Source organism: Streptomyces sp. PKU-EA00015, assembly GCF_013387495.1.
Lineage (GTDB): Bacteria > Actinomycetota > Actinomycetes > Streptomycetales > Streptomycetaceae > Streptomyces.
In genome coordinates this window covers 19,365-40,366 of record NZ_JABZEE010000010.1, presented here as the reverse complement: position 1 = coordinate 40,366, position 21,002 = coordinate 19,365, and the positions used below count along the sequence as shown (strand labels likewise).

Genomic DNA, 21,002 nt, shown 5'->3' with positions numbered 1-21,002 from the left:
CGGACGACCGGCCAGGACTCTCCTTGGACCTGGAGAAGTTGCTGGCCGCCCGGCTGCACGCGGTGAAGGTCCGCCCCTACCTGGCCGCCGCGCTCTTCGCGCTGCACGTGGTGGAGGACCGGTCGGTGCCGACGATGGCGGTGGACGCGCACTGGCGCTGCTACGTCTCCCCCGGCTTCGTGGCGCGCACCCCGGTGGAGGAGCTGGCGGGCGTCTGGGTGCACGAGGTCTCCCATCTGCTCCGGGACCACCACGGGCGGGGCGAGCGGTATGCGCGGGAGCACGCGGAGCACGGGCCGGGCGAGCGAAGCGAGATGGGGGGTGCCCCCGCCGAAGGCAGGAGGAGGGTCCCCCCGGCCGATGGCTGGGGGAGGCTGCGGCGGAACATCGCCGCCGACTTCGAGATCAACGACGACATCTACGGTGACGGTCTGCCCCTGCCTGCCGGGGCCGTGCTGCCGTCGCTGCTGCGGCTGCCCGACGGGCTGCTGATGGAGGAGTACCTGCGGACGGCGTCGATGTCCGGGCTCGCCGCGGAGCTGGCCTGGCTGGACTGCGGCAGTGGTGCCGACGGGCAGGTCCGGCCGTGGGAGCTGGGGCCCGACGGGGCACACGGGCTGAGCAGGCAGCAGCGGGACGCGGTCCGCTTCCGGGTCGCCGAGGGGATCAAGGGCCGGCCGGGCGACGCTCCGGAGGGGTGGCGCCGGTGGGCGGACGAGGCGTTCCATCCGCCGCAGCCGTGGCGGCAGTTGCTGGGGGCGGCGGTCCGCTCGGCGGCGGGTGCGCCCGGGGCGGGCGAGGACCACAGCTACCGGCGTCCGTCCCGGCGCTCGGCCGGTGTCCCCGGAGTGCTGCTGCCCAGCCTGCGCCGTACGCCGCCCCGGGTCTGCGTCGTGATCGACACCTCCGGGTCGGTGAGCGACGCCGAGCTGGGCAGCGCGCTGCTGGAGGTGGCGGCGATCTCGCGGGCGGTGGGCGGGCGGCGCGACCTGGTCTCGGTGATCACCTGCGACGCGGCGGCCGGGGTGGCAGTCCCGCTCTGCCGCGCCGAGAACATCGAGCTGGTCGGCGGCGGAGGAACGGATCTGCGCTCCGGCTTCGCCCGGGCGCTCCGCTCCCGGCCCCGCCCGGACGTGATCGTCGCCCTGACGGACGGTCAGACGCCGTGGCCCTCCGCTCAGCCGCCGTGCCGCACCGTCGTCGGTCTCTTCCCCCGTCCCGTGCGCGCCGTGTCCGAGGAGAACCCCGACTACGTCCCGGACACCCCGCCGTCCTGGGCGCGTGTCGTCGCCATCGGCTGAGAAAGCGCGGTGGTGCGGCATCGCCGCCCGGCGGGCGCCCCGCGGCGCGAAGCCGGCGCATGGGGCTGGGGGCGTCAGCCCCCAGCCCCCGGCTTCAGCACGCGGCGCGCTCCGGGAGCGGGCCGCGGCGGTTCGGGGGGCGGCGGCCGTGCAGCAGCAGATAGAAACGCTCGACCGACTCCGAGGTGCCGTGCTCGAAGCGCTTGACCACCTTGCCGAGCGGGTTCCAGACCCGGCCGTCGGGCATGCGGAGGCCGACGGTCTGTCCGAACAGCTCGGTCTGTTCCGCGTCCAGGTCGACCCAGCGCGCGCCCGCCCGGCGGACGATCACCTCGCCGACGTAGGCGCCGAGGCCCTGCAGGATGCGGTCGACGCCCGAGCGCTCCGGTCCGCCGCGTCTGAGTCCGTCGACGACGAAGTCCACGAGTCTCAGGCTCACCACGCTGTAGTCGAGCGGCAGTCTGCTGCGCTCGTTCATCTCGGCGACGAAGCCTGCGGCATACCCCTGCATGCCGTCGGCGTCCGGCAGCTGCGCTGCACGCCCTTCGATCGGCATCCGTTTCCTCCCCACCAAACGGCCATGACCAGCTCATCCGTCCCAGCGAAAGCAATGCGGAGAGCATCACGGCCCGTGTCGGTGTCCGTTCTCACAGGAACCTCGGAGCCGGCGCGTACAACCATCGGCGCTCTTCAGACGTCGTCGAGGCGCCGACCGCCCCAAAACTGTGAGGTGCGCCACAAGTTGGCGTGAACCCGTGATGCCTGTGTGGCGCGGGCCGCTGGGATGCGTGGGCCGCCCGTCCCAAAGAGGCGCGCCACATGGACATTCTGGAGAGGTGGGGCACTTGAGCCCGCGTACGTCGCATGCGTACCGACCACTGAGCACGAAGCGCCGGGCGTGGTTGACGCTCGGTGCCGTCGTTCTCGGCGGGGCCGGCATCGTCACGATCGCCACGGCCAACCCGTCCGACTCCCCCGGCGGTCAGAAGCAGCAGGAGCGGGCCGCCGCCCTGCGCACGATGCAGCTCGGCGGCGGCACGGCCACCGACCGGGAGCTGCCGGCGACCGACACCGAGCAGTTCTCGCTCGTCGGCATCGGCTGGGACAGCGCGTCGGCCGAGGTCGAGGGCACCGCGCAGGTGCGTACGCGGGAGAAGAAGTCGGGCAAGTGGTCGCCCTGGCAGGCCCTGGAGCTCGACTCGCACGGCCCGGACACCCCGGAGGGCACGGCCCGCGGCGCCTCCGAGCCGCTGTGGGTCGGCCCCTCCACCGCCGTCCAGGTGCGGGTGAAGGCCGACAAGGCGCTGCCCAAGGGGCTCAAGCTGCACATGGTCGACCCGGGCGTCAGCAGGGCCGAGGCGAAGAACCCGGCCGGCACGGGCATGGAACCGGCCGCGTTCGCCTCGGAGACGGCGCTGCCCTCGGACTCCGCCACGCCCACCGACGCGGCCTCGCCGTCGGACCCCGGCGCCCCCACGGACTCCGCGACGCCGGCGCCGACGGACTCGGCCTCGGTGTCGCCCTCCCCGAGCGGCTCGGCGAGCCCGAGTACGAGCCCCAGCCCCACGGCCACCAAGCCGACCGCTCCGCCGTCGACGGTGAAGCGGCCGCCGATCATCTCGCGCGCCCAGTGGGGAGCCGACGAGTCGATCGTCGACGACCCGGCCGAGTACATCGACAAGGTGCAGGCCGTCTACGTCCACCACACGGTCGGCTCCAACAACTACAGCTGCGCCGAGTCCGCCGCCCTGGTCCGCGGCATCATGACGTACCACGTCAAGACCGAGGGCTGGAACGACCTGGGCTACAACTTCCTGGTCGACAAGTGCGGCCGCGTCTTCGAGGGCCGCGGCGGCGGCGCCGACCTGCCGGTCAAGGGCGCCCACACGTACGGCTTCAACAGCTACTCCACCGGCATCGCCCTGCTCGGTGACTTCGAGGGCGACACGGCGACCGGCAAGGCGGCGGGGCGTCCGACGACCGCCGCACTGCAGTCGACCGCGCGCGTCGCGGCCTGGAAGCTCGGGCAGTACGGCGGCAACCCCAAGGGCACGGTGACGCTGGTCGCCCAGGGCAACACCGGCAAGTACAGCGAGGGCCAGTCGGCCACCATGAGCGTGATCTCCGGTCACCGGGACGCGTTCGCGACGGCCTGCCCGGGCAAGAACCTGTACGCGAAGCTGACCCCGATCCGCGACTTCGCGGCCGGCGCCGGCCGCAACTCCGCGGTCCCGACGAGCGACTTCAACCGGGACGGCGTGCCGGACCTGGTCGTCGGCCTGCCCCGGGTCTCCAGCAGCGACGGCAGCGTCGTGGTGCTCCCGGGCAACGACGCCGGCCCCAACTCGGCCGCCCGCCGGACGATCAACCAGAACAGCACCGGCGTGCCGGGCAGTTCGGAGGCCGGTGACGGCTTCGGTTCGGACAGCGCGTGGGGCGACGTCAACGGCGACGGCTACGGCGACCTGCTCGTCGGCGCGCCGGGCGAGGACGGCACCTCCACGCAGGCGGACACCGGCCAGGTGACCGTGCTGTACGGTCCCGGGCTGAGCTCGGGCAAGTCCTACTGGACCAACGAGACGACGCGCGTGGCGGGCGAGAAGCTGGGCGCCGCCGTGGCCACCGGAGACTTCAACGCGGACGGCAAGTCCGACGTGTTCTCCGTGGCACCGGGCAAGCCGGGCCGCTGGTGGGTGTTCGACAGCGCGACCGGTGTCGCCCGCTCCGGATACCTGAACACCGCCGCGTACACGGGAGCTGTCGCGTACGCGAGCACGGCGGCCGGTGACTTCAACAAGGACGGCTACGGCGACGTGGCGGTGTCGTACCGCGACCCGGGCGGCGTGGGCCGTCTGCTGTGGCTCAAGGGCTCGGCCACGGGCCTGCAGCGCGTCGGCATCCTGGACGCGCGCGGCGGCCGTTCGCTCGCCTCGGGCGACATCAACGGCGACGGCTACGCGGACCTCGCGGTCGGCCAGCCGAGCACCACGGAGTCGGGCCACACGCTCAAGGGCGGTGCCGTGACCGTCGTGTTCGGTTCGTCCACGGGTCTGACGTCGACCGGCCGCAAGTCGCTCGGCCAGGACACGACCGGCGTGCCGGAGACGGGCGAGACCGGTGACGACATGGGTGCGTCCGTGTCCGTCGGCGACGCGAACCTCGACGGCTACGACGACATCCTCACCGGCCTGCCCGGCGAGGACATCACTCGCAGCGGCGTCGCACAGACCAACGCCGGCCTCGCGATCCTGCTGCGCGGTTCGTCGACCGGGCCGACGGCGACGGGATCGGTGGCGTACCACCAGGACACCACCAACATGCCGGGCACGACGGAGTCGAACGACCGCCTCGGCTCGTCCGTCACGCTGGCCGACCTGTCCGGCTACGTGCGCGCGGACGTGGCGATCGGCGCGGACGGCGAGGACGCGAACAACGGCACGGTGCTGCAGCTGGACAACAGCAGCAGCAGCGGCATCACGCCGGCATCCGGCGTCTACTACGGCACGGCGGCGCTGGGCGCGCCGACGGGTGTGCGCATCGGTCTGGTGCTGACGCCGTAGTCCGCGGGGAGCCGGCCGCGCGGCCGGCTCCCTCCACCGGGCCCGCCGGACCCCGAAGGGGGCGTCCGGCGGGCCCGCGCGGTTCCGGGACCGCCGCGTCGCCCGCCGGGTGCTGCAGGGCTCGGCCTGCTCGGGCGGGGGGTGCGTCGATCCGCCGGGCGCCTGACGGCCCCGGGCCACCTGGAGTTCGGCGCGCCTGGCAACCGCCACCGCACCCATTGCCCCGAGGAGAGCGCCTGTGGTCGGCAGCTCGGCGCGGGCGGTCTGGAGCGCCACGCGCACGGTGCGCACCTCGTGCTACCTCGTGCTGTCGCATCGGCCCGGTCGTCCGTCCGCCGACCGCGACACACAGCCACGCCGCCCCGCCCGGTCGCGCACCGACCGGACACACCGCCACGGGTCCGCGCGCCGCCGGCAGCCGGGCACGCCCTGCAACCGCCACCGGACCCATGTCCAAGAGAGCGTCCGTCGCATCAGCCCGGTCCCCCGTCCGCGACACGCCGCCCCCGGCGGATCGCCCGGTCGCGCACCGGCCTGGCCCACCGACACGGGCCCGCGGACCGCCGGCACGGGTTCGAGCACCACACGGCAGCGCTCTCCGGCCCCGTCCGCCCGCACGGGCCCCGAGGGGCGTCCGGCCGCGAGACCGGGCTGACACCGGCGGCGGTCCTCAGTCCTTGGGGAACTGCCGGTGCCGCGGCGAATCGTTCATGTCCTTGCCCGGGGGCGTATCCGGCGCGTCGGCGGCCGGCGGGCGGGACTGCTTCGGTCCTCTGCCGCCGGAACCGGGTCCGGCGTCCGACTCGGCCAACAGCTCGTCGCAGTACGCCGCGACGGCGTGCGGGCCGCCCGCCGCCTCCTCCAGTCGCTCCCGCATCGCGCCCGCCACGGCGGCGTCATTGCGCCGCCTCGCCTTGTCGTACGCGCGGCAGTGCGCCTCCTCGTCCTTCGCCGTCGGCGGGTGCTCGCCCCACGGCGCGGCGGATGTCCCCGCCGTGGGCGGCGCGGCCTGCTCGCCGACGGTCTCCGGGGGCGGCTCCCCGTCGGACGGGGCGCCGGGCACGGGGCCGGGCCGCTGCGCCGGCGGTTCGCCGAAGGGCACCGGGATCGCGCCGGCCGCCATCGCCACTCCGCCGAACATCACACCGGCGACGAGCGCGCCGATGCCCACCTTGAGCCCTCGCGCGCGGATGCGCGGCGGGGGCGCGGTGCGCCAGTCGTCCTCGGGCCGGGTGGGCAGCGAGAGTGCGCCTTCGGCGCGCGCGGCGCGGAAGGCCGCGAGCGCGCGTTCGGCGGGCTCGGGCTCGACTGGCGCGGGACGCGCGGCGGCGGCCAGCACCTCGTCGAGCGCCGGGGGCGTGGGCTGCGACTCGGGCCCGGGGCCCGTCGCGTCTCCAGATCGGTTTTCGGTCATCTCGCCCCTCCCAGCGCACAGGGGTCCGAATCTGTCACACACCCCTTCGGCCGGAGTGGGGCGAGGTGCTTCTCCAGTCGTTTCAGGCCGCGGTGGGTGGCGGAGCGGACGGCGCCGGGCCGCTTGCCGAGCACACGGGCGGCGGTCGGCCCGTCCAGTCCGATGACCGTCTGGAGCAGTACGGCCTCGGCCTGCTGGCGCGGAAGCCGCGCGATGAGCGCAAGTGCCTCCTGGGTCGAGACGGTCTCGAACGCCTCTTCCGCCGTGTCCTGACGAGCCGGCATCTCGGCGAGGTCGTTCTCGAGGAACGTGCCGCGCGGACGGCTCCTGATACGGCGCAGGTGGTCGATGGCCCGGTTGCGCGCGATGCTCGCCGTCCAGGCCCGGAAGCCGGCCCCGTCTCCGCGGAAGCGCCCGATGTCACGGGCGATTTCGAGCCAGGCCTCGGAGGCCACGTCCTCCGCGTCGTCGCCGACGAGTCCGCGCAGGAACCCGAGAAGTGGGGGATGGACGATCCGGTAAGCCCGGGAAAAGGCCGCCTCGTCACCCTGCTGTGCTCTCGCGACCGCGTCACCGAGCTCCGTGTCGTGCGCCTGCGCACGTCGGTCGCCCCGCTCCTTGCTCACTCGTTCCTCTTCGTCATTGCGGTCACGTCATGCCCATGACCATGACCCGCGTGTGTCCCCCCACACACAACTCAGCGCCAGGACTCACAGAAACGTCACAGCTGACAGGTGTAGGCGGCACGGACCACGGCGCCGCGCACCCCGCGGCCGGGGCTACGCCACCGACCCGATCCGGCCCGCCACGGCGTCGGGTCCGTCGTGGTGGATCGGCGTGTGCGCGCCGGCCAGCGAGACACCGCTGCCGCCGCGGCGGTTCGCCACGATCTCCGCGCCGATGGACAGCGCCGTCTCCTCCGGTGTGCGCGCGCCGAGGTCGAGGCCGATCGGGGACCGCAGCCGGGCGAGTTCCAGTTCGGTGACGCCGACCTCCCGCAGTCGCCTGTTGCGGTCCTCGTGGGTGCGGCGCGAGCCCATGGCCCCGACGTACGCGACGGGCATCCGCAGCGCCCGTTCCAGGAGCGGGACGTCGAACTTGGCGTCGTGGGTCAGGACGCACAGGACGGTGCGGCCGTCCACCTCGGCGGACTCCAGGTAGCGGTGCGGCCAGTCGACGACGATCTCGTCCGCGTCCGGGAAGCGGGTCCTCGTGGCGAAGACGGGCCGCGCGTCGCAGACGGTGACGTGGTAGCCGAGGAACTTGCCCACCCGCACGAGCGCGGAGGCGAAGTCGATGGCGCCGAAGACGATCATGCGCGGCGCGGGCACGCTCGACTCGACGAGCAGGGTCAGCGGCCGGCCGCAGCGCGAGCCGTCCTCGCCGATGACGACGGTACCGGTGCGGCCGGCGTCCAGCATGGCCGCGGCCTCGGCGGCCGCCGTGCGGTCCAGCTCCGGGTGGCCGCCGAGCGATCCCTCGCAGCTGCCGTCGGGGCGCACCAGCAGGGCGCGGCCCGCCAGTTCCGCGGGGCCGTCGGTGATCCGCGCGATCGCCGCTGCCTCCCCTCGGGCGGCGGTGGCCAGCGCGGCCGCGAACACCTCCCTGCCGGGAGCGTCCGCGGGTACGGGGGTGACGAGGACGTCGATGACGCCGCCGCAGGTCAGACCCACGGCGAACGCGTCCTCGTCGCTGTATCCGAAGCGTTCCAGGACGCTTTCACCGTCCTGGAGCGCCTGGGTGCACAGGTCGTACACCGCGCCCTCCACACAGCCTCCGGAGACCGAGCCGATCGCCGTGCCCTCGCTGTCGACGGCGAGCGCGGCGCCCGGCTGGCGGGGTGCGCTGCCCCCGACGGCGACGACGGTGGCGACGGCGAACGAACGGCCCTGCTCGACCCACCGGTTCAGCTCTTCGGCGATGTCCAGCATGTCGGTCTCCTCGGGATGAAGGTGTGCGGAGGGGCGGCGGAGGTGTTACTTGATTCCCAGCCAGCCCTCGATCGGATTCAGGGCGAAGTAGGCGAGGAACACGGCGGACAGGACCCACATCAGCCAGCCGATGTCGCGCGCCCGGCCCTGGACCGCCTTGATCAGGACGTGGGCGATGACACCGGCGGCGATGCCCGCGGTGATGGAGTAGGTGAACGGCATCAGCACCGTGGTCAGGAAGACCGGGATGGAGGTGGCCGAGTCGTTCCAGTCGATGTGCTTGGCGTTGGTCATCATCATCGAGCCGATGACGACCAGCGCGCCCGCGGCAACCTGGGTCGGGATGAGCTGGGCCAGCGGGGTGAAGAAGAGGCAGAGCGTGAACGCGAGACCGGTGACGACGCTGGCCAGGCCGGTGCGCGCGCCGTCGCCGACGCCGGCGGTGGACTCGACGAAGACGGTCTGGCCGGAGGCGCCCGCGAGGCCGCCGATCGCGCCGCCCGCGCCGTCGATGGCGAGGGCCTTGTTGAGGCCGGGCATCTTGCCCTTGTCGTCGGCGAGGTCGGCCTGCTGGCCGATGCCGATGATGGTGCCCATGGCGTCGAAGAATCCGGCCAGCACCAGGGTGAAGACGATGACGCCGACGGTGATGCCGCCGACGTCGGCCATGCCGTCGAAGGAGACGGCGCCGAACAGGCCGAAGTCGGGGGTCGAGACGATCGATCCGGTGATCTCGGGCGCGTTCAGACCGCCCCAGGCGGCCTTGTCGAGACCGGCGAACTGGTGGACGACGGCGGCGAAGAGCGTGCCGCCGACGATGCCGATGAGGATCGCACCGGGGACCTTGCGCACCTGGAGCAGGAAGATCAGCAGGACGGTGACGGAGAAGCAGAGCACCGGCCAGCCGGTGAGCATGTCGTGCGTGCCGAGCTGGATCGGCTTGGCGCCGGCGATGCCGCCCTCACCGGGCATGGAGGTGACGAATCCGGCCTGGACGAGGCCGATGAGACAGACGAACAGACCGATACCCATGGTGATGGCGTGCTTCAGCGCCAAGGGGATCGCGTTCATGATCAGTTCCCGCAGGCCGGTGACGACGAGCAGGACGATCACGGCGCCGTAGATGACGCACATGCCCATCGCGTTACCCCACGACATCTCGGGGGCGACCTGGAATGCCATCACGGCGGAGACACTGAGTCCGGCGGCGAGGGCCAGCGGCACGTTGCCGATGAGACCCATCACGATGGTGGTGGCGGCCGCGGCGAAGACGGTCGCGGTGGTCACCTGATCACCGTCGAGCTTCGCGCCGGTCGCATCGGGCACCGAAAGGATCACCGGGTTCAGCAGGACGATGTACGCCATCGCCATGAAGGTGGTGATGCCGCCACGCACCTCCTGCCCGATGGTCGACCCTCTCTGGGTTATGTGGAAGTAACGGTCGAGCCAGGACCGGCCGGCGGGCTGGCGCGTACCTGCGCCGGCGTCCTCCGCCGTGGTCCTCGGCTCAGTGGACTGCTGGGTCATGGTGCCTGCTCCCAAGGTTCACAGGGGCACCCGCCGGAAGGATTTCCATGGCGGGATTTGGGAAAGTGCTTCGGCTGCACGACCCGGGGGACGGCCCGAGACGAACCTGCTCTGCGGGTACTGCTCGTACTGCGGGGTGGTGCTGTGGCCGCGAGCGGTGCGGCACTCGGGTTCTCCGGGCGGCACGGGCAGTGCGGAAGTGGCGTTCCTTTGGAGGCATGGCACGCACCGCCCGGAGAAGTGGAGGGGATCTGTCAGGTGCCGGTGAGGTGCTCGGGGCGCACCGGCGTCCTGTTCAGTTCGAGACCCGTCGCGTTCCGGATCGCCGCGAGGACGGCCGGGGTGGACGACAGGGTCGGGGCCTCGCCGATGCCGCGCAGCCCGTACGGGGCGTGGTCGTCGGCGAGTTCGAGCACGTCGACCGGGATGGTCGGCGTGTCGAGGATGGTGGGGATCAGGTAGTCCGTGAAGGAGGGGTTCCTGACCTTCGCGGTCTTCGGGTCGACGATGATCTCCTCCATGACCGCGACGCCCAGGCCCTGGGTGGTGCCACCCTGGATCTGGCCGACGACGGACAGCGGGTTGAGGGCCTTGCCGACGTCCTGGGCGCAGGCGAGCTCGATGACCTTGACCAGACCGAGCTCGGTGTCCACCTCGACGACCGCGCGGTGCGCGGCGAACGAGTACTGCACGTGGCCGTTGCCCTGGCCGGTGCGCAGGTCGAACGCCTCGGTGGGGCGGTGGCGCCACTCGGCCTCGATCTCGACGGCCTCGTCCTCCAGCACGTCCACCAGGTCGGCGAGGACCTCGCCGCCGTCGGTGACGACCTTGCCGCCCTCCAGCAGCAGCTCGGCGGTGGCCCAGGCCGGGTGGTAGCTGCCGAACCTGCGGCGCCCGATCTCCAGGACCTTCTCGCGGACCAGCTCGCAGGAGTTCTTCACCGCGCCGCCGGTGACGTACGTCTGGCGGGAGGCGGAGGTGGAACCTGCCGAGCCCACCTGCGTGTCGGCGGGGTTGATGGTCACCTGGGTGACGCCCAGCTCCGTGCGGGCGATCTGGGCGTGGACGGTGACACCGCCCTGGCCGACCTCCGCCATCGCGGTGTGCACGGTCGCGACGGCCTCGCCGCCCACGACCTCCATGCGCACCTTGGCGGTGGAGTAGTCGTCGAAGCCCTCGGAGAAGCCGACGTTCTTGATGCCCACCGCGTAGCCGACACCCCGGACGACGCCCTCGCCGTGCGTGGTGTTGGACAGGCCGCCGGGCAGCGCGCGGACGTCCGAGCCCTCGGTGGTCTCCCACTGGCGCTCGGGCGGCAGCGGGCGGGCCTTGACCCGGCGCAGCAGCTCGGCGACCGGGGCCGGCGAGTCGACCGCCTGCCCGGTCGGCAGCAGGGTGCCCTGCTCCATGGCGTTGAGCTGCCGGAACGCGACGGGGTCCATGTCGAGGGCCTTGGCCAGCTTGTCCATCTGCGCCTCGTAGGCGAAGCACGCCTGGACCGCGCCGAAGCCGCGCATGGCGCCGCAGGGCGGGTTGTTGGTGTAGAGGGCGATGGCCTCGATGTCGACGTCGTCGATGACGTACGGGCCCACCGAGAGGGAGGAGGCGTTGCCGACGACGGCCGGGGAGGCGGAGGCGTAGGCGCCGCCGTCCAGCACGATCCGGCACTTCATGTGCGTGATCTTGCCGTCGCGGGTGGCACCGTGCTCGTACCAGAGCTTCGCCGGGTGGCGGTGGACGTGCCCGAAGAAGGACTCGAACCGGTTGTAGACGATCTTGACCGGCTTGCCGGTGCGCAGCGCCAGCAGGCAGGCGTGGATCTGCATCGACAGGTCCTCGCGGCCGCCGAAGGCGCCGCCGACGCCGGACAGCGTCATGCGGACCTTCTCCTCGGGCAGGCCGAGGACGGGGGCGATCTGGCGCAGGTCGGAGTGGAGCCACTGCGTGGCCACGTACAGGTCGACTCCGCCGTCCTCGGCGGGCACGGCGAGCCCCGACTCGGGCCCGAGGAACGCCTGGTCCTGCATGCCGAAGACGTACTCGCCGGAGACGATCACATCGGCGCGCTCGGCGGCCTCGTCGGCGTTGCCGCGGACGATGGGCTGGCGGTGCACGATGTTGGGGTGCGGGACGTGACCGGCGTGGTGGTCGTCGCGGCCCGGGTGCAGCAGCGGCGCGTCGGGGGCGGTCGCGGACGCCTCGTCGGTGACGACGGGCAGCTCCCTGTACTCCACCTTGATCTTGGCGGCGGCGCGGCGCGCGGTCTCCGGGTGGTCCGCGGCGACCAGGGCCACGGGCTCGCCGTGGTGGCGTACGACGCCGTTGGCCAGGACCGGGGTGTCCTGGATCTCCAGGCCGTAGTTCTTGACCTCGGTCGGCAGGTCCTCATAGGTGAGGACGGCGTAGACGCCGGCCTGGGCCAGGGCCTCGGAGGTGTCGATGGAGACGATCTCGGCGTGCGCGACGGTGGAGCGCAGGATCTGGCCCCAGAGCATGTCCTCGTGCCACATGTCCGAGGAGTACGCGAACTCGCCGGTGACCTTGAGTGTGCCGTCGGGGCGGAGCGTGGACTCGCCGATGCCGCCCTTGGTCCTGGAGCCCTGGGTGACCTTGGTGGGAGTGCCCGCCGGGACGGAGGCGGCTCGGGTGTTCTGCGTCATCGTCAGACCGTCGCTTCCTGGTTTCCCCGACGCTCCTGACGAGCGGCCGCGAGGCGGACGGCGTCGAGGATCTTCTCGTATCCGGTGCAGCGGCAGAGATTGCCGGACAGGGCCTCGCGGATGTCCTCGTCGGTGGGCGAGGGGTTGCGCTCCAGCATCTCGTCGGCGGCGACCAGCAGGCCCGGGGTGCAGAAGCCGCACTGGACGGCGCCGGCGTCGATGAACGCCTGCTGGATCGGGGAGAGCTCGGCGCCCTCGCCGGTCTGCGAGTCGGTGCCCTTCGCCTGCCACTGCTGCGCGTCCTGGAGGGACGTGCCGCACGCCCCGGTCGCGCAGCCGTGCTCCTCGCGCTGCTTGGCGTAGTCGGCGAGGCCCTCGACGGTGACGACCTCGCGGCCCTCGACCTGGCCGGCCGCGACCAGACACGAGCAGACCGGGACGCCGTCGAGTCTCACGGTGCAGGAGCCGCACTCGCCCTGCTCACAGGCGTTCTTGGAGCCGGGCAGGCCCAGGCGCTCGCGCAGGACGTAGAGCAGGCTCTCGCCCTCCCAGACGTCGTCCGCCTCCTGGCGGCGTCCGTTGACGGTGAAATTGACGCGCATGCTTATGCAGCTCCTTCAAGCGTGCGGGCGGTGCCGCGGTACTGCTCCCAGGTCCAGCCGAGCGTGCGGCGGGCCATGATGCCCACCGCGTGACGGCGGTACTTGGCGGTGCCGCGCACGTCGTCGATGGGGTTGCAGGCGCCGGAGGCGAGCTCCGCGAACTGCTTGGCGATCGAGGGGGTGATGATGTTCCCGCTCTCCCAGAATCCGCCTTCTTCGAGCGCGGCGTTCAGGAAGTCCTCCGCGGCGTGGGCGCGCACCGGTGTGGGGGCGGCGGAGCCGATGCCGGTGCGCACGGTGCGGGTCTCGGGGTGCAGGGCGAGGCCGAAGGCGCAGACCGCGATCACCATCGCGTTGCGGGTGCCGACCTTGGAGTACTGCTGGGGCCCGTCGGCCTTCTTGATGTGCACGGCGCGGATGAGCTCGTCGGGGGCCAGCGCGTTGCGCTTGACGCCCGTGTAGAACTCGTCGATCGGGATCAGGCGGGAGCCGCGCACCGACTCCACCTCGACCTCGGCGCCCGCGGCGAGCAGCGCCGGGTGGGCGTCCCCGGCCGGGGACGCGGTGCCGAGGTTGCCGCCGACCCCTCCGCGGTTGCGGATCTGCGGGGAGGCGACCGTGTGGGAGGCGAGCGCGAGGCCCGGCAGCTCGGCCCGCAGATGCTCCATGATGTCGGTGTACGGAACGGAGGCACCCAGCCGGACGCTCTCTCCCCCGACCTCCCACTCGGTCAGTTCGCCGATGCGGTTCAGATCCAGGAGGTACTCCGGCCGACGGTGGTCGAAGTTGATCTCGACCATCACATCGGTGCCACCCGCGATGGGGACAGCGGTGGGGTGCTCGGCCTTGGCGGCGAGCGCCTCCTCCCAGCTGGCGGGGCGAAGGAAGTCCATGAGTGGCTCTCTTCTTCTCAATCTCGGGGTCGTCGTCGCAACGGGCCCGGGACGGCCGGCCCTCGACTGGATGTTCATGTGCTGTTCACGCGATGTGGTCCAGTACACAAGGCGTGATCCCAGCGGTGCAGTCACCGAAACCATGAAGGAGTTGGCTGGTCGCCTCTCCCGTCTTGTAGATTCGAACGAAAGGCGGAGATCAGCAACCTCACCGTTTCCCCCCGGAAACCGTGGCCAAAGGATCTCTGGCCGGAACGTGCAACAACGAGACAGATCGGTGGCGACGAGATGCGGCTGCGCGCACTGCTGGAGACCGACGCGCTGGGGCTGCGGCTGCTCGGCGGCGAGGACGAGCTCGACCGCGGCGTGCGGGGCGTGATGACCACCGATCTCCGGGACCCGAGCCGGTACCTTTCGGGCGGCGAACTGGTGCTGACCGGCCTCGCCTGGCGGCGCAGCGCCGAGGACTCGGAACCGTTCGTCCGCATCCTCGCGAGCGCTCAGGTCGCGGGGCTCGCGGCGGGCGAGGCGGAGCTCGGCGACATTCCCGATGATCTGGTGCAGGCGTGTTCCCGCCACCGGCTGCCGTTGTTCGCTGTGAACGAGTCCGTTGCATTCGCGACGATCACCGAGTACGTCGTGCGGCAGGTCTCCGGGGAGCGCGCCGGGGACCTCGCGGCAGTCGTCGACAGACACAGGAGGCTGATGACCTCCGGTCCGGCGGGCGGCGGTCCGGACGCGGTGCTCGACCTCCTCGGCTCCGACCTGGACCTGCGGGCCTGGGTCCTCTCCCCCACCGGGCGGCAGATCGCCGGCGCCGGCGAGGGGCTCACCGCGCAGACCGGCGCGGCCCTGGCCGGCGAGCACCTGGCGGCGGTACGGGCCGGCCGGCGGGCGCCGCACCGGGCGGTGGTCGGGGGCGTGACCTACTCGCTCTTCCCGATCCGTAACACCGGCCGTGGGGCCGTGCCCGCGTCGCGGGACGTCCGCGAGAGCGTTCTGTCGGACTGGCTGCTGGCCGTCGAGGCCGACGCCGGGGACTGGCCCGCGGCCCGTCTCGACCTGCTGCAGGGGGTCACCCAGCTGATCGCCGTCGAACGCGACCGGCGGGAGGCGGCCCGCACGGTTCGGCGCCGTCTCGCCCAGGAAGTGCTGGAGCTGGTCCAGACGGGAGCCGCGCCGGCGGAGATCGCCGCACGGCTGCGGGTGGCCGCGCCGGTACTGCTGCCGGGTCTGGGGACCGCGCCGCACTGGCAGGTCGTCGTGGCCCGGGTGGACTGGGGCGCGGAGTCGGGCATCGAGGCGGGCCCGGTCGCGCAGTCGCTGCTGGAGGAGATCCTGGTCGACCCGACGGCCGCAGGAGCGGACTCGGCGGACCGGATCGCCGTGGCGCACACCGGTGACGAGGCCATCGCGCTGGTGCCGCTGCCGGCGGTGAGCCCCCTCGGCCTGGAGGAGGACGTCACGCCTCCCTCGGACGCCGGTCTGCACGCCGACGCCCTGCTGGAGTCCGTACGCGCCCCGCTGTCGGCCGGTCTCGACGGCGACGGCCGGCTCACGCTGGGCGTCAGCGCGGCCGTGCACTCGGCGGAGGGTCTGCGCGGCGCGCTGGAGGAGGCCCGCCACGCCCGTCGCGTGGCGGCGGCGCGCCCCGGCCGGGTGTGCGCGGCGGGCCACCACGAGCTGGCCTCGCACGTGCTGCTGCTGCCGTTCGTGCCGGACGACGTGCGCCGTGCGTTCACGGCCCGCCTCCTGGATCCGCTGCGGGACTACGACCGCCGCCACCGCGCGGAACTCATCCCCACGCTGGAGGCGTTCCTGGACTGCGACGGCTCCTGGACCCGCTGCGCGACGCGCCTGCATCTGCACGTGAACACGCTGCGGTACCGCGTGGGCAGGATCGAACAGCTGACGGGCCGCGACCTTTCACGCCTGGAGGACAAGCTGGACTTCTTCCTGGCCCTGCGCATGAGCTGATCGGGTCACGTCACGTCGCGGCGGGCGGGTGGAGCCGCCCGCCGCGGGCCCGTCCCGCGCCCCGCCCACGTCTCCTCACGCCGCCCGCCGCGTGCCTGCCGATCCGCCTCCGCTCACCGGCGGGCCGCCGGTGCGTCGGGTGCTCGGTGAGCACGACCGGGTCGGCGGGTTCCTGCTCGCCGCTACTGCCTGATCTGCGCCGCGGTCGGTCGAGATTCCTTCACCCGTGATGCGCTCACCCTCGTGCCACCACTCGCGCGAACGCGCCGCCCTCCCCCGTGAGTTGCTCCCACGTGCCGGTCTGCACCACCCTCCCCGCTTCCAGCACCGCGATCCGGTCCGCGCGGCGGATCGTCGACGGGCGGTGGGCGATCAGCAGCGTCGTACGGGACGGCGCGCCGTCCCGCAGGGCGGCCGAGACCGCCGCGTCGCCCTCCGTGTCGAGGTTCGCCGTCGTCTCGTCGAGGACGAGCACCCGTGGGTGCGTCAGCAGGGCGCGTGCCAGGGCGATACGGGCACGCTGGCCGCCCGAGAGGGTGGTACCGCGCTCGCCGACGAGCGTGTCGTAGCCGTCGGCGATGCGGTCGGCCCCGGTGCGGCGGGCGACGGCGGCCAGTTCCTCGTCCGTCGCCGCCGGCGCGGCGAGACGGAGGTTGTCCGCCAGCGTGCCGTGGAACAGCGGCGCGTCCTGGCCGACGACGGCCACCGCGCGCCGCAGATCGGTCTCCGCCACGTCCCGCAGGTCGAGCGGCGGCCCGGCGGCAGGCAGGAGTTCCACCGCCCCGGCCGCCGGGTCCCAGAACCGCGCCACGAGGTGCGCGCACGTGGACTTGCCGGCGCCCGAGACCCCGACGAGGGCGAGCGTCTCTCCGGGCCGGACCGTCAGGTCCACGCCGTCGAGCACGATCCGGCCGCCGTAGTCGAAGCGGACGCTCCGCAGCCGGAGGCCGAGCGGACCCTCGGGCACCGGCCGGGGCGCCGCGGGCGCCGGGGCGCCTGCCGGTGCCCGCACGGCGGCGCCCACCCGGGCCGCCGCAGCCCGCAGCCCGCCCGCCTGCCCGAGTGCGGCGGCCGAGTCGGCGACGGGCGCGAGCACACCCAGCGCGAGGGCCATCGCCGCGGGCGCCCACGCTCCGGAGAGCGTGTGCGCCGCCGCCAGGACGACGCCGACGACGGCCGCGACCACGAGCAGGTCGCGTACGGCCGAGGCGTCCGCCTCCCAGGCCTGCTCGGCGCGTTGGGCGTCGCCGAGCCGGCGGCCGTGGGCGCGGAGACGTTCGCGCCGGGTGTCCAGCGCGCCGAACGCCAGCAGTTCGCGCAGCCCGTCGACCGTCTCGACGGTCTCGGCTGACAGGTCGGCGGCCGCGGCCCGGGTACGGGCGCCGCGCGCCGCGCGGCCGCGGGACTCCAGCAGCGGCGCGAGGACGAGGAGCGAAGCGACGGGCAGTACGGCGGTCAGCAGCCAGGGGTCGAGGAGCGCGAGGGCCACCGTGCCGCCGCCGAACACGACTCCCGAGGCCGCCAGTTGGGCTACGGCATGCGCGTAGAAGAACTCCAGCGCCTCCACGTCCCCGAGTGCCGCCGACGCCAGGTCCCCGCTGCGCCGCCCTCCGACGCGCGCGGGCGCGCTGCGCGCGAGGCCGTCGAAGACACGGATGCGCATTTCCGCGAGGACGCGGTAGGCGAGGTCGTGCGAGAGGTCCATCTCGCGCCAGGTGGCGAGCGCCCGGGCCGTGACGAGCAGAAGCACGGTGGCCACCGTGCCGGGCCCGGGGGCCTGCCGTTCGACGACGGCGGTGCCCACCGTGTGCGCGGTGAGCGTGACCAGGGCGACGAGCGCCGCCTGGTCGGCGAGGGCCGCGCCGAACGTGCGGACGGTCATGGTCCGGTGGGCGCCGAGCACCGGCAACAGGGCGCGCAGCGCGCCGCGTTCGGGATTCATGCGGCCTCTCCTTCGGTGGTGCGTCCGGCGGCGACGAGACGCGCGTACACGCCCTCGCGGCTCAGCAGACAGGCGTGGTCGCCGACGGCGTCCACCCGGCCGCCGTCCAGGACGACGATGCGGTCGGCGTGGCGCACCGAGTCGAGCCGGTGCGCCACGACCAGGCAGGTGCGGCCGCGGGCGGCCCGCAGCAGCTCCCCTACGATGCGGGCCTCGCGGCGCTCGTCGACGGCGCTGGTGGCCTCGTCGAGCACGAGCACGGGCGCGTCGGCGAGCAACGCCCGTGCCAGGGCGAGCCGTTGACGCTGGCCGCCGGACAGGGTGGCACCGCGTTCGCCGACCTGGGTGTCGTAGCCGTCGGGCAGGCGGACGATCTCGTCGTGGATCCCTGCCGCCCGGGCCGCGTCCCGCAGCGCGGTGTCGCTCGCATCGGGGGCGCCCAGCCGCAGGTTCTCGGCGACGGAGGCGTGGAAGAGGTACGTCTCCTGGGAGACGACCGCGACACCGCGGCGCAGCGAGTCGAGGGTGTACGCGGCGGTGTCGGCGCCGTCGACGAGGACCCGCCCCCGGTCCGGGTCGGCGCGCCGGAGCAGCAGCGCGAGCAATGTGGACTTCCCCGCGCCCGACGGGCCGACGACCGCGGTGACCCTTCCGGCCGGGGCGGTGAAGGAGACGCCCCTGAGCGCGGGCCGGCCACCTCCCGGATGGGTGAAGTGCACGTCCTCGAAGCGCACTTCGGGTGCCGTCTGCCACGCGGCGACGCTCCGCCCCTCGTCGGGGACGCCTCCTTCCGCAGTGCGCAGCTCGGCGATGCCGTCGGCGGCCGACACCCCGAGGTACCCCGAGTGCCACTCCCTGGACAGGTCCCTGACCGGCCGGAAGCATTCGGACGCCAGCATCAGCACCAGGTACGTACCGGCGGGCGCCGCCTGGCCGGAGACGGCCGCCGTGCACGCGACGAGTGCCGCGGCGACCGTGCCGCCCTGCACGGCGAGGTCGGTGATGCCGGTGTCGACGAGCGAGACCCGGAGCTTGGCGACCGTGGCGCGGTGCAGAGCCGCGGAACGCTCCTCCAGCCGCGCCCTGGTACGGCCGACCGCGCCCGCCGCCCGCAGCGCGGGCATGCCCTGCAGCGCCTCCAGGTAGTCGGCGGACAGGGCCTCGTACGCGCCCCAGTGCTGTTGCCCGCGCCGCTCCAGCAGCCTGTCCCACCAGCGCGGGGCGAACAGCGCGAGCACCAGCGCGGGGGCGAGGGCGACGACGGCCCACGGTTCGACGGCGGCGACGGCGATCAGGAGCAGCGGCGGCACGGCGCAGGTGATCAGCAGCTGGGGCAGGTAGCGCGAGATGTAGGCGTCGACGCCCTCGACGCCGTCGACGAGCGTGGCGCGTACGGCTCCGGCGCGGTCGCCGGCCTGTTGCGGGGGGCCGGTCCGGCTGAGGCGTACGAGGAGTTCGTCGCGCAGGCCGGTGCGTACCGCCGCCCCGGCGCCCACGGCGGTACGGCGCTGCGCGCGGACGAGCCCGGCGCGCACGAGTACGGCGGCGAGCACCGCGCCCAGCAGAAGCGGAAGCCCAGCGGTGTCTCCGCGGGCGATGCGGGCGAGGGCGAGCGCGAGCAGCACGGCCTGCGCGAGGTGGGTCGCCGCGACGGCCGCAAGCAGGGCGGTGGCCGCGAGCAGGGGGCGGCGCGCGATACGGGCGGCGCGCAGCAGCTCCGGGTGGAGCATCATGACGGTTCGTCTCCTTGTGTCGTACGGCCGAGGGCGAGCCCGTGCACCACCCAGTCCCGGCCGGCCGGCCCGCCGAGCGCGGCCCCGAGGTCGGCGCCCTGCCAGGAGCCGACGGGCCGCGAGTGCAGCCCGAGGGAGGTGGCCACGGCCTGGGCGTGCCCGATGCCGTATCCGGCGCCGAGATGGTCGCGCCGCACCTGCGCGGGCGTGGCGTCGGACGGGCACCCGTGCGCGAGGAGCACGGCTCCTGCGCGGGCGATCCAGCCCTGGCCGGCGGCCCAGTGGGCGAGGGTCGGCAGCACGTCGCCGGAGGCCAGGCGGCGGAGCCGGAGGGGCGGCGGTTCCTCGGCGGCGGGGGCGGGCTCGGGCAGAGGAACTGCCCCGAGCCCTGCGGCGCTGCCGCGACCGGCCGCGGGCCGGCGCCCCGAGGCGGCGCGGCCGGGCCCGGCTGCCGTCTCGCGGCCGGGTCCGGCGCCGTACGCCGCCGAGCCTGCGCACTCGGCGACACCACGATCCGCCGCAACGCCCTGGGGCGCGGCGTGTGCGCGCCCGGTCCGGGCGGCATGCGCGGCGCCGGGTGACGCGCCGGACGCGGACGCGCCCGTCAGCAGGCCGGGGCGGGGGCCGACGACCGCCATGCTCCAGTGCAGCCCCTCCGGGGACGCCGCCACCGCCGCCGCCAGGACGCGCGCCAGGGCCGTCCGCGACGGCAGGCCGGTAAGGCCCGGGGGCGCGCTGCGCCGGGAGAGCAGCATGGCGTCCGGCAGGGACGGTCCGCGAGCCACCTGCCACGTACCGGACCCGTCGCCGGACGCGGCGAGTTCACCGAGGACGCCCACGGCGGTGCGCAGGACCTCGGGCCCGTCCGGCGGCGGGAGCTCCCCAACGCTTCCGCGAACGGCCCAGCGGGCGAGCGCGTCCGCGGCAAGGACGGGCGTCAACTGCACGGCGACAAGCGCGCGTTGCGCGCCGGTCGCCGCCGACAGCAGTCGCCCGTCCGCGTCGAGGCACACCCCGGGCGCACCCGCCAGGGCGAGCGCGGCCGCCGCGTGCCCCGCGTCGAGCAGCACCAACGGCCATGCGCGGTGGCCGTAGTGCGACACCGTGCGGCGGGCACTCACGCCCAGGACGGCGACGGCGCCCGCCGGTGCCGGCTTCGGCGCCGAACCGTGCCGGTGCAGACGGTGGTGTGCCGGGTCGTGGACGTAGACGCCCGGCGGCAGCCCGCAGCCCGCCCCGAGCAGCAGGTAGGTGTCGACGGGGTGCAGGCCGCCGGCCGAGGGCGCGGGGCGCAGCCTGCCGCCCGCGAGGGACAGCCGCAGCAAGCGGTCGAGACCGGACGGGACGGGCAGCGGCTCGCCCGGCAGCGGCACGGTCGCCGGGCCCGCCGGAAAGTCCGGGCCGGGGGCCTGCGCGGACCTGGCGAGGGCCAGCGCGCCGGAGACGGAGAGCACCATCACGG

14 protein-coding genes are annotated in these 21,002 nt (G+C 73.9%); 3 read left to right on the top strand and 11 right to left on the bottom strand.

Going from position 1 to position 21,002, the window contains the following annotated elements; genetic code table 11:
• Window positions 1-29: 29 nt before the first annotated feature.
• Entirely contained in the window at window positions 30-1,301 is a 1,272-nt protein-coding gene (locus HW130_RS09435) for a VWA-like domain-containing protein (RefSeq protein WP_177149216.1), read from the top strand.
• A 94-nt stretch (window positions 1,302-1,395) separates the two neighbouring features.
• On the opposite strand, the gene HW130_RS09430 is transcribed toward HW130_RS09435, so the two are convergent.
• The gene (locus HW130_RS09430; protein ID WP_256355987.1) at window positions 1,396-1,857 is read right to left on the bottom strand and encodes a hypothetical protein; all 462 of its coding nucleotides are present in this window, start codon (window positions 1,855-1,857) and stop codon (window positions 1,396-1,398) included.
• Window positions 1,858-2,203: 346 nt separating this feature from the next.
• On the opposite strand from HW130_RS09430, the gene HW130_RS09425 reads away from it, so the two are divergent.
• Entirely contained in the window at window positions 2,204-4,861 is a 2,658-nt protein-coding gene (locus tag HW130_RS09425; protein WP_256355986.1) for an FG-GAP-like repeat-containing protein, read from the top strand.
• A gap of 670 nt (window positions 4,862-5,531) precedes the next feature.
• Here HW130_RS09425 and HW130_RS09420 read toward each other — a convergent pair.
• The 7 genes from HW130_RS09420 to HW130_RS09390 form a co-directional block, all read right to left on the bottom strand.
• Entirely contained in the window at window positions 5,532-6,275 is a 744-nt protein-coding gene (locus HW130_RS09420; protein WP_177149005.1) for a hypothetical protein, read from the bottom strand.
• Window positions 6,272-6,901 carry an RNA polymerase sigma factor gene (locus HW130_RS09415; RefSeq protein WP_177149004.1) on the bottom strand — a complete coding sequence of 210 codons (630 nt, stop codon included), beginning with the start codon at window positions 6,899-6,901 and terminating at the stop codon, window positions 6,272-6,274. Before HW130_RS09415 ends, HW130_RS09420 begins: the two co-directional genes overlap by 4 nt.
• A 153-nt stretch (window positions 6,902-7,054) precedes the next feature.
• Window positions 7,055-8,206: an XdhC/CoxI family protein gene (locus HW130_RS09410; protein WP_177149003.1), complete on the bottom strand. Its 1,152-nt coding sequence runs from the start codon at window positions 8,204-8,206 to the stop codon at window positions 7,055-7,057.
• A gap of 45 nt (window positions 8,207-8,251) precedes the next feature.
• Window positions 8,252-9,733 carry an NCS2 family permease gene (locus HW130_RS09405; protein WP_177149002.1) on the bottom strand — a complete coding sequence of 494 codons (1,482 nt, stop codon included), beginning with the start codon at window positions 9,731-9,733 and terminating at the stop codon, window positions 8,252-8,254.
• A gap of 254 nt (window positions 9,734-9,987) precedes the next feature.
• Entirely contained in the window at window positions 9,988-12,393 is a 2,406-nt protein-coding gene (locus HW130_RS09400) for a xanthine dehydrogenase family protein molybdopterin-binding subunit (protein WP_177149001.1), read from the bottom strand.
• A gap of 2 nt (window positions 12,394-12,395) precedes the next feature.
• Window positions 12,396-12,995, bottom strand: coding sequence for a (2Fe-2S)-binding protein (locus HW130_RS09395; protein WP_177149000.1), 600 nt, complete (start codon window positions 12,993-12,995; stop codon window positions 12,396-12,398).
• A gap of 2 nt (window positions 12,996-12,997) precedes the next feature.
• A complete protein-coding gene (locus HW130_RS09390) occupies window positions 12,998-13,888 on the bottom strand; it encodes a xanthine dehydrogenase family protein subunit M (RefSeq protein WP_177148999.1) in 891 nt (296 codons plus the stop codon).
• Between the two features lie 288 nt (window positions 13,889-14,176).
• Here HW130_RS09390 and HW130_RS09385 point away from each other — a divergent pair, with 288 nt between their 5' ends.
• On the top strand, window positions 14,177-15,865 hold the full coding sequence (locus tag HW130_RS09385; RefSeq protein WP_177148998.1) for a PucR family transcriptional regulator ligand-binding domain-containing protein: 1,689 nt from the start codon (window positions 14,177-14,179) through the stop codon (window positions 15,863-15,865).
• Window positions 15,866-16,100: 235 nt separating this feature from the next.
• Here HW130_RS09385 and HW130_RS09380 read toward each other — a convergent pair whose 3' ends face one another.
• The 3 genes from HW130_RS09380 to HW130_RS09370 are packed head-to-tail and all read right to left on the bottom strand — an operon-like array spanning window position 16,101 to window position 20,997.
• Window positions 16,101-17,807 carry an ABC transporter ATP-binding protein gene (locus tag HW130_RS09380; RefSeq protein WP_177148997.1) on the bottom strand — a complete coding sequence of 569 codons (1,707 nt, stop codon included), beginning with the start codon at window positions 17,805-17,807 and terminating at the stop codon, window positions 16,101-16,103.
• Complete coding sequence (locus tag HW130_RS09375) at window positions 17,804-19,540, bottom strand: ABC transporter ATP-binding protein/permease (protein WP_177148996.1); 1,737 nt, start codon at window positions 19,538-19,540, stop codon at window positions 17,804-17,806. The genes HW130_RS09380 and HW130_RS09375 overlap by 4 nt, the downstream gene beginning before the upstream one ends.
• Window positions 19,537-20,997, bottom strand: coding sequence for a nitroreductase (locus HW130_RS09370; protein ID WP_177148995.1), 1,461 nt, complete (start codon window positions 20,995-20,997; stop codon window positions 19,537-19,539). The genes HW130_RS09375 and HW130_RS09370 overlap by 4 nt, the downstream gene beginning before the upstream one ends.
• Window positions 20,998-21,002: the final 5 nt, after the last annotated feature.

Bases quoted from the DNA above. Each gene is read 5' to 3' on its own strand.
- HW130_RS09420 (WP_177149005.1), bottom strand. From the start codon at position 6,275: ATGACCGAAAACCGATCTGGAGACGCGACGGGCCCCGGGCCCGAGTCG.
- HW130_RS09395 (WP_177149000.1), bottom strand. From the start codon at position 12,995: ATGCGCGTCAATTTCACCGTCAACGGACGCCGCCAGGAGGCGGACGAC.
- HW130_RS09410 (WP_177149003.1), bottom strand. From the start codon at position 8,206: ATGCTGGACATCGCCGAAGAGCTGAACCGGTGGGTCGAGCAGGGCCGT.
- HW130_RS09370 (WP_177148995.1), bottom strand. From the start codon at position 20,997: ATGGTGCTCTCCGTCTCCGGCGCGCTGGCCCTCGCCAGGTCCGCGCAG.
- HW130_RS09380 (WP_177148997.1), bottom strand. From the start codon at position 17,807: ATGAATCCCGAACGCGGCGCGCTGCGCGCCCTGTTGCCGGTGCTCGGC.
- HW130_RS09385 (WP_177148998.1), top strand. From the start codon at position 14,177: ATGCGGCTGCGCGCACTGCTGGAGACCGACGCGCTGGGGCTGCGGCTG.
- HW130_RS09390 (WP_177148999.1), bottom strand. From the start codon at position 13,888: ATGGACTTCCTTCGCCCCGCCAGCTGGGAGGAGGCGCTCGCCGCCAAG.
- HW130_RS09375 (WP_177148996.1), bottom strand. From the start codon at position 19,540: ATGATGCTCCACCCGGAGCTGCTGCGCGCCGCCCGTATCGCGCGCCGC.
- HW130_RS09400 (WP_177149001.1), bottom strand. From the start codon at position 12,393: ATGACGCAGAACACCCGAGCCGCCTCCGTCCCGGCGGGCACTCCCACC.
- HW130_RS09430 (WP_256355987.1), bottom strand. From the start codon at position 1,857: ATGCCGATCGAAGGGCGTGCAGCGCAGCTGCCGGACGCCGACGGCATG.
- HW130_RS09405 (WP_177149002.1), bottom strand. From the start codon at position 9,733: ATGACCCAGCAGTCCACTGAGCCGAGGACCACGGCGGAGGACGCCGGC.